Raw genomic sequence first — 14,516 nt, forward strand, 5'->3', positions numbered from 1 at the left:
CCATGGCAGAGCTGGCGCAGGCCACGGGACGGCAGCCAGGCAACCTGTCGCGTACGCTCAAGACGATGGAGCGGTACGGCTTGGTGTCACTGCGCCGTGAGAAGCAGCAGGTGCGGCCGGTGGCCAATGCCACCGAATTCAGGATCTGGGCCACGGCCTGATCACGAAGGGCCTGACGACACCTTGTGCATCAGCTGGATGCGCGGAACTGTTCAGCATTGGTCTGCTAACGACGGCAGCAGTGTTGGCGGCACAAGTTGCCGATTGGCCGTGATGAGACTCGACGATGGCTGCTTTGGGTCGAGAGCGGCCGTGAAGCGCTTGCGCCTCAACCAACATCAAGCTCCGCATACCTCCGAAAAATCCCCTCCTCATTGAACGGAATGCGCCGTTCGCTACGCAGATAAGCCGCCACCCGCGGCAGCGCAGCGACCCGGTCGTGTAACGCCACGATCCGCGGCGTACCTGCGAGCACCCGCTCGGCGGCCTGCGGAAAGGCATAACGCAGGCCCTCGACGAGCTGGAACAGCGACAGGTCCGCATAGCTCAGGCGGCCGCCGACCAGGAAGCGCTCACCCGCCGAGTTTTGCGAAAGGATGCGCTCGAACCACTGCAGGAACTTCGGCATGCGCGCACGGCAGAAGTCGCCCGCGCGGCGCAAGGCCTCGGGCTTCTGGCCCTCGTAGTAGAGGCTGGCGGCGATGGGGTGATGCGTGTCGTGCGCCTCCGTCACCATGTCGGCGATGGTCAGCTGGATCTGCATCGTCCAGGCGCGCGCCTGCTCGCTGCGGCTGACCAGCTTCAGCGTGGGCGCCACGTACTGCAGGATCGCCGCGGTCTGCCCGACGACGAAGTCGCCATCCTTGAGAAACGGGGGCGCGAAGGGCGGATGGCGCTCACCGCGGGCTTCCAGGGCGCGCAGCATCGCCGGCATCCCGCGGCCGGCATCCTCCGGGCCGCGGGCGATATCGATGTAGGGCGCGCCGGCTGCTTCGAGCGCCAGCCGCACGAATTCGCCGCGGCCCTGGATGGTGGGCCAATAGTGCAGTTCATAGGTCATGCATCCACTGTAGCGAGTCCGGGCTCCAATGAATGAAACGCGTGGCGCATGACAGAATCCAGCTGTCATGCCCTCCACCCCCACTTCAGCCCCGGATGTCCTGATCAGTGAGGTCGGCCCGCGCGACGGGCTGCAGTCCGTCAAGGCCACCATGCCCACGGCGCACAAGTGCCAGTGGATCACCGCGCTTCACGCGGCCGGGCTGCGCGAAATCGAGGTCGCATCGTTCGTGCCGGCCCAGCTGCTGCCGCAGATGGCCGATGCGGCCGAGGTGGTGCGGCATGCGCTCACGCTGCCGGGCCTCACCGTGATGGCACTGGTGCCCAACCTGCGCGGTGCCCAGGCGGCGCTGGCGGCGGGGGTCCACAAGCTCACGATTCCCGTCTCCGCGAGTGCCGCGCATTCGCTGGCCAACGTGCGCAAGACCCGCGAAGCGATGGTCGAGGAGGTTCGAAACATCGTGGCCTTGCGCGATGCGCAGGCGCCCCACACGCAGGTGGAAGCCGGCATTTCCACGGCGTTCGGTTGCACGCTGCAGGGCCTTGTGCCCGAAGAAGACGTGCTCTGGCTGGCGGCGCAGTGCGCGCGGGCGGGCGTCGGCGAAGTGGGCCTCTCCGACACCACGGGCTATGCCAATCCTTCGCAGGTGCGGCGCCTGTTTCGCCGGCTGCGCGCCGAGATCGGCAACAAGACCGGCGCGGCCCACATGCACAACACGCGCGGCCTGGGCCTGGCCAATTGCCTCGCGGCCTTCGACGAGGGCGTGCGCACCTTCGACGCCTCGCAGGGCGGTCTGGGTGGCTGCCCCTATGCGCCCGGTGCGTCGGGCAACGTGGTCACGGAAGACCTGGTCTTCATGTTGGAGGCCATGGGTGTTTCAACCGGTGTGGACATCGCCAAGCTGATCGCCGCGCGCGAGGCCTTGAAGGCCGGCCTGCCGGGCGAGCCGCTCTATGGCATGACGCCCGACGCCGGCTTGCCCAAAGGCTTTTCGCAGGGAGCCCGGCATGCCTGACTTGCCAGTCGCCAGCCAGCAGGCATTGCCGCTCGCCGGCATCCGCGTGGTGGAGTTCACCCACATGGTGATGGGCCCCACCTGCGGCTTGGTGCTGGCCGACCTGGGCGCCGAGGTGATCAAGGTCGAGCCCATCACGGGCGACAACACGCGCAAGCTGTTGGGTTCCGGTGCGGGCTTTTTTCCGCTGTTCAATCGCAACAAGAAGAGCATCGCGCTCGACCTGCAGCAGCCGCAGGGGCGTGAAGTGGCGCTGCGGCTCGTCGCCACCGCCGACGTGGTCAGCGAAAATTTCCGGCCCGGCACCATGAAGAAGCTGGGCCTGGACTACGAGGCGCTGTCGCGCCTGAACCCCGCGCTGGTCTATGTCAGCCACAAGGGCTTCCTGCCCGGGCCTTACGACCACCGCACGGCGCTGGACGAAGTGGTGCAGATGATGGGCGGCCTGGCCTACATGACGGGCCGCCCCGGCGATCCGCTGCGCGCGGGCACGAGCGTCAACGACATCATGGGCGGCATGTTCGGCGCGATCGGCGCCATGGCGGCGCTGATGAAGCGCGCGCACACCGGCCGCGGCCAGGAAGTGCAAAGCGCGCTGTTCGAGAACAATGTCTTCCTGGTGGCGCAGCACATGATGCAGTTCGCCGTCACCGGCCAGGCGGCCGCGCCGATGCCCAGCCGCATCAGCGCCTGGGCGGTCTACGACGTGTTCACCGTCGAAGGCGGCGAGCAGATCTTCCTGGCCGCCGTCAGCGACACGCAGTGGGCGCTGATGTGCGACGAGTTCGGCTTCGCCGACTTGTTGGCCGATGCGCGCCTGGCCCGCAACAACGACCGCGTCAGGGCGCGCGACTGGATGCTGCCGCTGCTGCGCGAGCGCTTCGCTGCGTTCGCCGCGGATGAGCTGTGCCGGCGCTTCGAACGCATCGGCCTGCCCTATGCGCCCATCACCCGGCCGCAGGACCTGTTCGACGACCCGCACCTGCTGGCCACCGGCGGCCTGGCGCCGGTCAGCCTGCCGGCCGACGCCAGCGGCGCCGGCCGCAGCGTGCAGACGCGCACCGCGCTGCTGCCGCTGACCCTCGACGGCCAGCGCCTGCCGTTGCGCCAGCCGCCGCCCGCGCTGGGCGCCCAGACCGTAACGCTGCTGCGCTCGCTGGGCTACGGCAACGACGAGATCGCGGCGCTGCGCGCGGCGAAGGTCATCGGCGCGCATCCCGAAGCAGCGCCGCCCACGGCCGAAGCGTGCAACAGCTGACGCCTGCCGGCGGCCGTATCGCAGCCTGGCTCACAAGGCGCGCAAACCGGCGAGCACCGGGTCGAGCTGGCCGGTCAGGATCTCGAACAGCGCATCGATGTCCTGCCGCTCGGCACCTTGCAGACACGCCGCTTCCAGCGCCGCAGCGGCTTCGCCGAGGGTGCGCGCTCCCAGTGTGGCGGCAACGCTCTTGAGCTCGTGCGCATGGCGCGTGGCGCTGTCCAGGTCGGCACTGTCGCGGGCGGCGCGGAAGCGCGCCGCGAAGCTGGCCTCACGCTCGGCGAACATGCCGAGCAGGCGGCGGTAAAGCGCTTCGCTGCCGCCGAACGCGGCCATGTCGACCGGTCGCTCGATGCCCGGCCACCGTTTCGGCAAACCGGCCGGTGGCTCGCCCGGTGTCGCACCCACTGCAGCAGGGGCTGCGGGTTTGAACCAGCGGGCCAGCGTGGCGAAGAATTCCTCGATCCTGATCGGCTTGGCGATGTGATCGTTCATGCCGGCGGCCAGCACCTTTTCGCGGTCGCCGACCATCGCGTTGGCGGTCATGGCAATCACCGGCAGATCGCGCCAGCGGGCTTGCTGGCGCAATGCACGTGTTGCGGTGTAGCCGTCCATCACCGGCATCTGGCAGTCCATCAGAACCAGGTCGAAGCTGTCGCGGGCCAGCACTTCCAGGGCCTGGGCGCCATTGCCAGCGACTTGCACGTGGATGTCGGCCTGGCTCAGCAGCTTGCAGGCGAGCTCCTGGTTGATCGCGTTATCTTCAACCAGCAGGATGCGCGCACCGGTCAGGCCGGCGCGGTGTGTGTGCAGCGTGGTCTGGCGCTGCGCACTGCGCGAAGCGCGCTGGCGGTCCAGCCCCAGCGCGCTGAAACAGGCGTCGAGCAGCGACGAGGGCGTCACCGGCTTGGTCAGCATGGCCGCGACGCTCAGCCCATCCGCCGCCAGTCGGCGCGCCATGTCCTCGCGGTTGAACGCCGTGAGCATCAGCACGGTCGGCGGCGGATAACGCAGCGGCAACTGCGCCAGGCGCTGCGCGCAGGCAATGCCATCCACCCCGGGCATCTTCCAGTCCAGCAAGACCAGGTCGAAAGGGTGGCCACCGGCGTCGGCCTGCTTGACCGCCTGGATCCCGGCAGGGCCACTGCCGGCGGCCGCAGGCGCCATGCCGAACCCGCGGGCCATGCCAAGCAGCAGTTCACGCGCGCAGTCGTTGTCGTCGATCACCAGCACGCGCGTGCCGCGCAGGCGCTCAGGCGGCTCGGCAGCACGCGGCGCGCTGGGCGCCTGCACCACGCCGAACGAGGCGCTGAACCGAAACGTGCTGCCCTGGCCGAATGTGCTGCGCACGCTCACTTCGCCGCCCATCATGCGCACCAGGTGGCGGCTGATCGCCAGGCCCAGACCGGTGCCGCCGTAGCGCCGGCTGGTCGAGGCATCGGCCTGCGAGAAGGGCTGGAACAGGCGCTGCTGTTGTTCGGCGCTGATGCCGATGCCGGTGTCGCGCACCTCGAAGGCCAGGCGCACCGAAGACGCGTCGCGCGCCAGTTCTTCGACCGCCACGACGACCTCGCCACGCTCGGTGAACTTGACCGCGTTGTTGCCCAGGTTGAGCAGCACCTGGCTCAGGCGCGCGGGGTCGCCCAGCAGCATCACGGGCAGCCCGGGCGGCATCATGAACACCAGTTCCAGGCCCTTGTCGTCTGCCTTCATGCCGACCACGCTGGCCAGGTTGTCCATCACCCCGCCGAGCTCGAAAGGGATCTGCTCCATGTCCAGGTGGCCGGCTTCGATCTTCGAGAAGTCGAGGATGTCGTTGATGATGCCCAGCAGCGACTCCGCCGAGTCGTGCACCTTCTGCACGTAGTTGAGCTGCTGCGGGTTCAGGCCGCTCTGCAATGCCAGGTAGGACATGCCGAGGATCGCGTTCATCGGCGTGCGGATCTCGTGGCTCATGTTGGCCAGGAAGTCGCTCTTGGCCTGGTTCGAGGCTTCGGCCGCCGATCGCGCCTGGCGTTCGGCTTCGGCCTGCTTGCGCGCGCTCAGGTCGAGCACGAAGGCCACACCGTCCCTCGTGCCCTGCAGGGAAGCGGCACCGATCAGCACCGGCGTGTGCCGGCCGTCCTTGCGCAGGTAGACCTTTTCGTACGGTGCACAGGTGCCGGATTGCTTGAGTTCGGCCGACGCTCGCTGCTCGGCCGCACGGTATTCCGGCAGCGTGATGCTGGCCCAGGGGATCGTTCCGGCCTGCAGGTCCTGCCGGCTGTAGCCGATGAGGTCCAGGAATGCATCGTTCGCATCCGTGACCCCCGAATTGCTCCAGAAGACGACGCCCATGATGTTGGACTCCACCAGGCGGCGGATCCGGCTGTCCCGCTCGAGTGTCGTTGCCTCGGCTCGCCGGCGCTCGATGTTCTCCTGCTGCAGCTCGGCATACAGCGTCGAGTTCTCCAGCGAGATCGCTGCCTGCGCCGCCAGCAGCTCCAGCACGCTCATGCGCTCGGCCGTGAACGCATGCGGGATGACGCGATTTTCCAGATAGAGCAGGCCGATCAGGGCGGACTGGCGAACGATCGGCAGGCACAGCAGCGACTTCGGATGATGGCTGGCAAAGTACGCGTCCATGGAAAACAGGTGCGGCCGCGTCGCGTCGGCCAGGAGCACCGGCTCCCGGCTGCGCTGGACGTAGTTGAGGATCGAGGCCGGCAATGTCGACTCGAGCGGTGCTGAATCGGGCAGGGCCTGGTCGCGGCGCAGCTGCACCTGAATCGCCTGCGCTTCCACGCTGGCTTCGGCCGCGAGTACCAGGCCATCGCTGCGGGCGAGCAGCAGGGCGCCGCTCTGCGCGCCGGCATTCTCGAGCACCAGACGCAGCAGCGTGTCGACCAGTTCGTCGAGCACGATGCGGCCGGAGATCGCCTGCGTGGCCTTGGCGATCGACAGCATGTCCAGCCGCGCGGCAGCGCCAGCCGGAACGTCGGTGACGCTGCTCGCCTGGGCGCGCAGTTGCGGCCAGCGGTCTTCGAGTTGCCTGAGCTTGCCGCCGGCACCCCAGCGGGCAAAGCAGTTGCGTGCCTCGCGCAAGTAGGTGTCGGCGAATGCGGCAAATCCGCGTGCCCGGTAGAACGCCGACGCGAGTTCGTAGGCGACGCCTTCGTTCTGGACAAAACCGTTCTCGTGCGCGGCCTGAATGGCCTGCTCGTACAGGCGCATGGCCTCGAACTCACGCCCTTCGATGCGGGCGATCTCGGCCGCCACCAAGACGTGCTTGTCACTGAACGTCGATGGGTGGTTCTCGGCCCACTCGCGCAGTTGCTCGCACAACGCCGCCAGGCGGCTGCGCCACGCATCCTGTTCGCCGGCAGGGGCCTGCTCATGCAGTGCGGCCAGCGTCAGCGCGCTGTAGTAGGCGTGGTCGAGCAGCTGGATGTGGGCGGCGGCGGCCCACAGCAGCGCACTGGCCTTGTCGGCGGCGACCAGCGCCTGCGCGTGCTCGCCGGACAGAAAGCGCGACCGCAGCTTCAGGATCCAGTAGAAACAGACCGTCGTGGCCATGCACTCGCTGCTCAGCTGCACCTCGAACGCCGCTTCGTCGAAGCGCGGGTCGCTGGTCGAACCGGCAGGGGACCGTCCCTGCATCGCGGCAATGAAGCGCTGCTGGCTGAGGACAATCTCCTCCATGTCGCGAAACCTGGCCTGGCGGGTGACATCCAGGCTCATTTCGGATTCGCGCCACACCTCGTCGAGTGGATCGTTGCGCAACAGCAGGCCGTTCACGAGCTGGGCTGCGCTGTAGCAGGCGAAGGCACGGTCGCCGGTCTCGGTGGCGCTGCGCCAGGCGGCACGCATGTAGTCGATCGCGCCGGCGACCGGCTGCGTCCAGAAGCCAACCTGGCCCATGGCGTAGCGGATTCGAGCCTGGTGGGCGATGAAGCCGTGCCTGTCGACCAGATCGCAGGCGAGCCGGGTGAAGCGGAAGCCCTCGCGGTAGCGGTGAAACACCGGACCCAGGACCACGCCCAGATTGGCGTAGGCGTGGGCCGAGGCGCCGCTGTTGCCGTGCTGCAGGCTGAGCGTCACCATGCGGCACAGGTACGCGCAATACAGGCGGAAGTCGGTGAAATAGGCCGGGACAAGCAGGACCGACATCACCTGCATGGCGGCCTTCAGGTCCGCATTGCGCAGCGGTGGCAGATCGATCAGTTCCTCGATGGTGCGGCCATCGAGGGCCTGCCAGACGGTCTCGTATTCGGCCTGCACCTGCGCAGCGGTCGGATGCGCAGGGATGTCGATGCCGAACAGCTGCATGCAGGCTTGCGCGCTGGCCACGGCCTGCGTGTTTTCCGACTTCAGCACATGCCACTGGATCTTCAGGGAGTACACGGCCGCCTGGTCGAGCCGCGACGCCGCACGCTGCAACAACTGCGCCATCAGCGGTTCGGCCTGGTCGACATCGCCGTTCAGGAACGCGCACTCGGCGCGTTCCAGCCACAGCGTGAACATCATCTCGTGGCGGCTGTTCCAGTCGCTGTCTTCGAGCAGGGTCATCGCTGCCGCCAGGTACACACCTGCCGACGCATAGGCCGCCGAAGCCTTGGCCTTGCGCCCGGCACGCAGGGCGAGTGCCACCACCCGGGCTTGTTCGTCGGCGTCCAGCGCCAGGTCGAGGGCCTGATCCCGCAGCGCGGGCGCAGCGCGGTTGAACTGGGTCGCGACATCGAACAACCAGGCGGCGAGTTCTTGCTCCGTCATGTTGGCCAGCAGCGTGCGGCCGATGTGCAGGTGCGTTTCGGCGCGGCGGGCTTCGGGGAGCAGCGAGTAAGCCACCTGCTGAATGCGCTGGTGCAGGAACTTGACGCTGCCACCGCGGCGCACGATCAGGTTTTCGCGCACTGCTGCCGCCAGGTGCTGGTCGGCATCGGCCTCGGTCTGCCCGCTGATCAGGGCCAGGTGGTGCAGCTCGAAGGTATTGCCCAGGCAAGCGGCCAACTGCAGCGTGGCCTGGGTCGGCAGCGGCAGGTGACGCACCTTGTTCACCATCAGCTCGGCGACGTTGTCGGCGAAGTCCCGGGCGCTGATCTGGGCCAGATCCCATTGCCATCGTCGGCCCGTCGATTCCCAACGCAACAAGCCCGCCTGGTGCAGCGAGGTCAGGAACTGGGTGAAGAAGAACGGGTTGCCCTCGGTCCGGTCGACGACCAGGCGCGTCAGCGCTTCGCAGGAGGCGGGCTGCGCGTGCAGCGTTTCGGCCACCAAGGGGTTCAGATCGGTCACCGACAACGGGCCGAGCGGGCAATCGGTCACTGGCGTGCCGCTGCGCCGGATGGTCGCGAGGCCGGTGCGCAGCGGATGCGCATCGTCCATTTCGTCGGTGCGGCAGGCGGTGATCAGCAGCAGATGGGAGGTGCTCGCCGTGGTGAGCAGTTGCACCAGCAGCGGCAGGCTGGCGGCATCGATCCACTGCAAATTGTCGAGAAACAGCACCAGCGGCTGTCCCTGGCGGGCAATCACCGCGAGGAACTGCTGAATCATCCCGTGGAGCCTGTGCTGGGCTTCGGCCGGTGGCAGGGCCGGCACCGGCGCCTGGGGGCCGATGATGAACTCGAGCTGCGGCAGCAGATCGACCATCCAGTGGCCGTGGCTGCCGATGGCCGCCTGAATCTGCGCCTGTCGCAACGCGATGTTCTGTTCGCTCTCCGCCAGCAGCCGCTGCACCAGCTCGCGTAACGCCAGCTTCAGCGTGGCATACGGTATGTCGCGCTGCAAGGGGTCGAAGCTGCCGGTGATGAAGATGCCGTTCCGGTGCTCGATCGGCTCGCGCAGCGCGCGCACCAGCGAGGACTTGCCGATGCCGGCGGGTCCGGTGACGGCCAACAGCGCTGTCTGCCCGGTGTCGACGACGCGGTCGAAGGCGGCCAGCAGCGCCGCGATCTGCCTATCGCGTCCGCAGAGTTTCTGCGGCACCTGGAAGTGCTGCAAGTCCTCCTCCGCGCCCAGCGGAAACGGTTCGATGCATCCGCTGGCCCGCCACTGCGCCAGGCAGCGTTCGAGATCAGCTTGCAGGCCGCGCGCGCTCTGGTAGCGGTCTTCCGGCAGCTTGGCCAGCAGTTTCATCACGATGTCCGACAGCGCTGGCGGCACATCGGGCGCCACATCGTGCAGCGGCGGTGGCATGCGTGCGATGTGGCAATGGGCCCAGGCCATGGGATCGTCGGCGACGAAGGGCAGGCGGCCGCTCAGCAGGCGGTAGAGGATGATGCCCAATGAGTAGAAATCGGTCCGGTGGTCGACAGGGCGATTCATGCGCCCGGTTTGCTCGGGCGACAGATAGGGCCAATCCACCGACGCCAGCGGGTTCGCGCTGTCGATCGAGGTGTCGCCGTTCGCGTCGCCGTCCGCATCGGAGGGCGGCGCCAGCGCGCTCGCCTGGCTCAAGTCCAGCAAGCAGATCGTCGGGGTGTCGGGATCGACCATCCAATGGGCCGGCCGCATGTCCCGGACGACGCGGTGGGCGGCGTGCAGGCCGCCCAGTGTGCGGGCGAACTGAACTGCCAGGCTCAGGCAGGTCGGCACATCGAAGTGCCGACGTTCCAGCACGGTTTCCAGCGGCTCGCCGATGACCTGGTCGAAGACCATCATCAGCGGCCCCGGCGCCTCGAGCAGCGCGACGGGTCTGGCGACCCCCGCAATGTCCAGCGACTGCAGCAGCGCGTATTCGCGCCGCAGGTGCTCGGACGCCGCCGGGCTGGCCCGCTCGGGTTCGATCAGCCTCACGACAAGGGCCGCGCCGTCCGGCAAGCGTTGGGCGCGGTAGAGAGCGGTGCTCGCCAGTGCGCCGATGCGGGCCTGAAATTGATAGTGCGCAGCCATGGTCTGACTGCCATCGTAGTGGGTAGCGCCGTGCGTCGAGTCGGGAAAAGCGCTGTCATCACCGATGGCCGCGAGCGCCGCCGAAGGCGCTGGCAGAATCGCGCCGGGTTCTTCCCGTGCCTTTCGCGAGCGTCTTGCGTCCCTGGGATGTTGTTGTCACTGCCAATCGCGCCGCGAGGCTGCTTGCGCCCCGCGCCGCGGCTGCGGCTGTTCACGCTGCTGGCCTGGCTGGGCGTCGGGTCGGCCTGCTGGGCGCAGCAGCCGGTCGAGTGGCTGGGCGAACTGGCCGCGGCCACCGAGCTGACCGACCGCGGCCTCACGGTCGGGCCGCGCAAGCCCTTGGTGCAAGGCCAGCTTGCGGCCTACCTGGCCGGCAACTGGACAGTCAGCGTCGCTGCCAGCTTGCAGGGTGGCAGCACGCGCGACAGCCGCCTGCTGGCCCGCCTGGGGCGCAGCTGGACGCTGTCCAACGACTGGCAGGCCGAGGCCGGCCTGGGCTATTACGCCTACCCGGGTGACCCGGTTTCACGCAACTTCGACCGGGTGGAGGCGGGCGCGTCCGCCGGTTTCCGCGACCTGGTGTCGCTGGGGGTGACGGCGCTGCACTATCCCGCCTGGCCGGGACGCCGGGCCGGCCTTCACTGGGCGCTGGACCTGGGCCTGCGCTGGCCGCTGGGCGAGGCCTGGTCGCTGACCGCCAGCCTGGGCCGCGCCGACCTGCCGCAGGACAGCCGGCAGCACTACGGCTACGGCGGGCTGGGCCTGGCCTGGCAGCAGGGGCCGTGGCGGGCCGAAGTCAACCGCCTGGCGGCTGACGCAAAGGCCCGCTACTGGATGGGCGATGGCGCGCAGGCGCGCTGGTCGGCCATGATCGCCAGAAATTTCTGAAGGGCCAGGCAACCTTTTGTCGCCGGCCCGGCACCTACCGTCAGAACAGCGGGCCTTCCGCTGATCCTGCTGCCCCCTCAGGCCCGCTGCACGCCCCTGGATCCCGCTGGATGGACTTGCCCGAACACTATCCCGACAACGCCCACGACCTGGCCCTGGTGCAGCGCATGGCCCAGGGCGACCGTGCGGCGCTGTCGGCGCTGTACCACGGCTACCACCGCCGGCTGTGCCGCTTCCTGGCCCGCCTGACGCGCCGGCCCGACATCGTCGACGAGGTGGTCAACGACAGTTTCTGGATCGTCTGGCAGAAGGCCGGCGGCTTCCGCGGCGAATCCCGCGTGTCGACCTGGGTGATGGGGATTGCCTACCGTTGCGCGCTGAAGGCGCTGCGCCAGCATGGTGAAGAACCGCTGGCCGACGAGGCCGGCGATGCCGCCGCGGGCAGCTGGGATCCGCAGGCCGAGCATGAGCTGCGCGACTGGCTGGCCAAGGGCCTGGACCGCCTGCCCGCCGAGCAGCGCCTGGTGCTGGAGCTGGCCTATGGCGGCGGCCATTCGATCGACGAGATCGCGGCGATCATGCAGTGCCCCGAAGGCACCGTGAAGGCCCGCATGTTCCACGCCCGCATGAAATTGCGCAACCTGCTGCCGGTGCTGGCGGCGGGGCAGGGAGTCGCTCGATGATCACCCCCACCGGATCGATGGCCACCGAAGACAGCCAACGCGCGCATGCCCAGGTCTGGGAATTGCTGCCCTGGCTGGTCAATGGCCGGGCCGATGATGGGCAGCGTGCGCTGGCCGAGGCCCACCTGCTGCACTGCGCCGGCTGCCGCGCCGAGTTGAGTGCCCAGCAGCAACTGCAGCGTGTGGTGCTGCAGGAACCGCTGCCCGAACCCGATGCGCAAGCCGGGCTGGCGCGCCTGATGGGCCGCCTGGCCGAACCGGTCGAGCAACAGCCGGCACCGGTACTGGCGCCACGGCGGAGCAGCCGGCTGCAGCTGACGCTGGCCGCCGCGGTGGTGGTCCAGGCCGTCGGCCTGGGGCTGATGAGCCTGCACCTGCTGCAGGGCGACGACAGCGGCTTCCGCACGCTCAGCCAATCGGCGCCGGTGAGCGCCGCGGCCACGCTGCGCGTGGTGCCTGGCGCCGAGATGGCGATGGCCGATTGGCAGGCGTTGCTGCAGGCGCAGGGCCTGCGCGTGGTCGATGGCCCGAATGCCGTGGGCGCCTATGCGCTGGCGCCGGACCAGGCCACTGGTGCCCGCGGCGCCGAGCTGCTGGCGCGGCTGCGTGCGACACCGGGCATTCGCCTGGCCGAAGCCATCGGCAGCGCGCCGTGAAGCGCTTGCTGCCGCTGCTGCGGGCGGCCTGCTGCGCCGCCGCGCTGGGCGCCGGCGTGCCCCGCGACGCCATCGCCGCGGCACCCACCGCGCAGCCCTCGACCGAAGCCTCCGCCGAAGCCGCGATGCGCGCCGACAGCAGCCGCTACATCGTGCTGGCGGTGGATAACCCCTTGCGCCAGGTGCCCAGCCGTGCCGGCTCCAGCCTGCCGGCGTATGGCGGCACGCCGCGCTATGTCGTCGGCAACCAGGCCGCCACGGTGCTGTCGGCCGTGGCACGCGAGCACCGGCTGCAGGAGGTGGCCGCCTGGCCGATCGTGGCGCTGGGCCTGCACTGCGCCGTGCTGGCCTTGCCTGAAGGTCGCCCACGAGACGCCGTCCTGCAGGCGCTGGCCCAAGACCGGCGCGTGCGCCTGGCCCAGCCGCTGCAGGATTTCGCGCTGCTGGGCGATGCCCCCGGCCGCGACGGTGCCGTCGCCGCCACCACAGCAGCCAGCGCCACAACGGACAGCGTCGCCTCGCGCTACAACGATCCGTACGTGAGCCTGCAGCGCGGCTTTGCCGAGATCGGCGCGCTGCAGGCGCACCGCAGCAGTGTCGGTCGCGATGTGCCGGTGGCCGTGGTCGACACCGGCCTCGACAGCCGCCATCCCGACCTGCAGGGCCGCATTGCCGCGCAGCGCGACCTGGTGGCCGCCGGCGCCGGCGTGGCGCCCTTCGACCAGGACCGCCACGGCACCGAAGTGGTCGGCGTGATCGCCGCGGTGGCCAACAACGGCCAGGGCATCGTCGGCATCGCGCCGCAGGCGCGGGTCAGCGTCTACAAGGCCTGCTGGTACGCCAGCGCGGTGCGCGATGCCGTGGCGCGCTGCAACTCGTTCACGCTGGCCAAGGCGCTGGCGATGGTGCTCGAATCGGATGCCCGCATCGTCAACCTGAGCCTGGGCGGGCCGGCCGACCCGCTGCTGGACCTGCTGCTGCAACAACTGCTGCGCCAGAACCGCATCGTGATCGCGGCGCTGCCGCCCAGCGGCCGGCGCGAAGGTTTTCCGGCGGCCATGCCGGGCGTCATCGTCGTCGGCTCGGCCGGTGGGACAGCGCCGGTGGCCGGCGTGCTGATGGCACCGGGCCGCGATGTGCTGACACTGGTGCCGGGCGGGCGCTACGACTTCGCTTCCGGCTCGTCGATCGCCGCGGCGCATGCCAGCGGCGTGGCGGCGCTGCTGCTGGCCGCCGGCGGTCCGCAGGACGGCGCGGCGATGCAGACACTGCTGGCCACCGCCACGGCGCCCGCGGACAAACCGGCGTCGATCAACGCCGAGGCCGCCCTGGCCCAGCTGGCGCAGCGCGCGCGGCTCGCGGCGCGCTGACATCGTTCGCGACGGAGCGCCGGCATCGCTTGGCGATGCGGGCCGACTGCCGCGTGTCATGTTCATGCGGACGATCGGCGCGAGACCGATCGCCGTGACGCTTTGATAACACGTTACAAGCGCACGCACCGATACGCAAATTCTTTCCGCTGCGATTGCACCCGAATGCCGTGTCCCCGGCACTTACCGACAACGCTGTCTTTGCCGAGTCAATCGGCTGTTGGGTGCCATGTCCGCTGCACTGTTGTCGAGATACCGCTGGCCGCCGGCTGCCGTGCCGCAGCGCCCGCTGGGCTTGCGTCCGCCGTGGTTGCAGCCGTTGCTGGTGCTGGCCGCGCAGGCGCTGATCGTCGCGGTCGCGCTGCTGCTGCCGCGCGCCGCGAAGCCTGAAGTGCTGCTGGTCAGCCTGGTGCTGGCCCCGTGGCTGGAAGAAACGCTGCTGCGCCGCGGCCTGCAGGAGGCGCTGCAGGCGCGCTGGCCGCAGGCGCCGGCCTGGCGGCCGGTGCTGGCCTGCGCCACGGTGTTCGCCGCGGCGCATGTGCTGCTGCGGCCCGACCTCGCGAGCGCGGCCACCGTGCTGCCGGCGCTGCTGCTCGGCTGCGTCTACCGCCGCTGGCCGGCCACCGCGCCCTGCGCCTTGCTGCATTCGCTGTTCAACCTGCTGTGGTTCGCCGCGGTGGGCCCCTGGTTGTTGTCCATCGTCCGATGAGGAGTTC

At 69.3% G+C, this 14,516-nt stretch carries 9 protein-coding genes; 7 read left to right on the forward strand and 2 right to left on the reverse strand.

Features of this window, described 5'->3' with window-relative positions; genetic code table 11:
• Positions 1-328 precede the first annotated feature (328 nt).
• Positions 329-1,060 (reverse strand): glutathione S-transferase, encoded by a 732-nt coding sequence (locus VLK61_RS07050; protein ID WP_325419598.1) that lies wholly within the window; start codon positions 1,058-1,060, stop codon positions 329-331.
• Between the two features lie 67 nt (positions 1,061-1,127).
• Here VLK61_RS07050 and VLK61_RS07055 point away from each other — a divergent pair, with 67 nt between their 5' ends.
• Together VLK61_RS07055 and VLK61_RS07060 are read left to right on the forward strand one after the other, a co-directional pair.
• Positions 1,128-2,075 (forward strand): hydroxymethylglutaryl-CoA lyase, encoded by a 948-nt coding sequence (locus VLK61_RS07055; protein ID WP_325419600.1) that lies wholly within the window; start codon positions 1,128-1,130, stop codon positions 2,073-2,075.
• Positions 2,068-3,333, forward strand: coding sequence for a CaiB/BaiF CoA transferase family protein (locus VLK61_RS07060; protein WP_325419602.1), 1,266 nt, complete (start codon positions 2,068-2,070; stop codon positions 3,331-3,333). The genes VLK61_RS07055 and VLK61_RS07060 overlap by 8 nt, the downstream gene beginning before the upstream one ends.
• A gap of 30 nt (positions 3,334-3,363) precedes the next feature.
• Here the strand turns inward: VLK61_RS07060 and VLK61_RS07065 are convergent, their stop codons facing one another.
• Positions 3,364-10,203, reverse strand: coding sequence for a response regulator (locus VLK61_RS07065; protein WP_325419604.1), 6,840 nt, complete (start codon positions 10,201-10,203; stop codon positions 3,364-3,366).
• A gap of 183 nt (positions 10,204-10,386) precedes the next feature.
• Here VLK61_RS07065 and VLK61_RS07070 point away from each other — a divergent pair, with 183 nt between their 5' ends.
• The 5 genes from VLK61_RS07070 to VLK61_RS07090 all read left to right on the forward strand — a co-directional run bounded on the left by VLK61_RS07070 (position 10,387) and on the right by VLK61_RS07090 (position 14,509).
• Positions 10,387-11,091 carry a hypothetical protein gene (locus VLK61_RS07070; RefSeq protein WP_325419606.1) on the forward strand — a complete coding sequence of 235 codons (705 nt, stop codon included), beginning with the start codon at positions 10,387-10,389 and terminating at the stop codon, positions 11,089-11,091.
• Between the two features lie 110 nt (positions 11,092-11,201).
• Positions 11,202-11,774, forward strand: coding sequence for an RNA polymerase sigma factor (locus VLK61_RS07075; protein ID WP_325419608.1), 573 nt, complete (start codon positions 11,202-11,204; stop codon positions 11,772-11,774).
• Positions 11,771-12,430 (forward strand): zf-HC2 domain-containing protein, encoded by a 660-nt coding sequence (locus tag VLK61_RS07080; protein WP_325419610.1) that lies wholly within the window; start codon positions 11,771-11,773, stop codon positions 12,428-12,430. The genes VLK61_RS07075 and VLK61_RS07080 overlap by 4 nt, the downstream gene beginning before the upstream one ends.
• Positions 12,427-13,800: a S8 family serine peptidase gene (locus VLK61_RS07085; RefSeq protein ID WP_325419612.1), complete on the forward strand. Its 1,374-nt coding sequence runs from the start codon at positions 12,427-12,429 to the stop codon at positions 13,798-13,800. The genes VLK61_RS07080 and VLK61_RS07085 overlap by 4 nt, the downstream gene beginning before the upstream one ends.
• Before the next feature lie 229 nt (positions 13,801-14,029).
• A complete protein-coding gene (locus VLK61_RS07090; protein ID WP_325419614.1) occupies positions 14,030-14,509 on the forward strand; it encodes a JDVT-CTERM system glutamic-type intramembrane protease in 480 nt (159 codons plus the stop codon).
• The last annotated feature ends 7 nt before the right edge of the window (positions 14,510-14,516 follow it).

Source organism: Aquabacterium sp. (genome assembly GCF_035476535.1).
Lineage (GTDB): Bacteria > Pseudomonadota > Gammaproteobacteria > Burkholderiales > Burkholderiaceae_C > Pseudaquabacterium.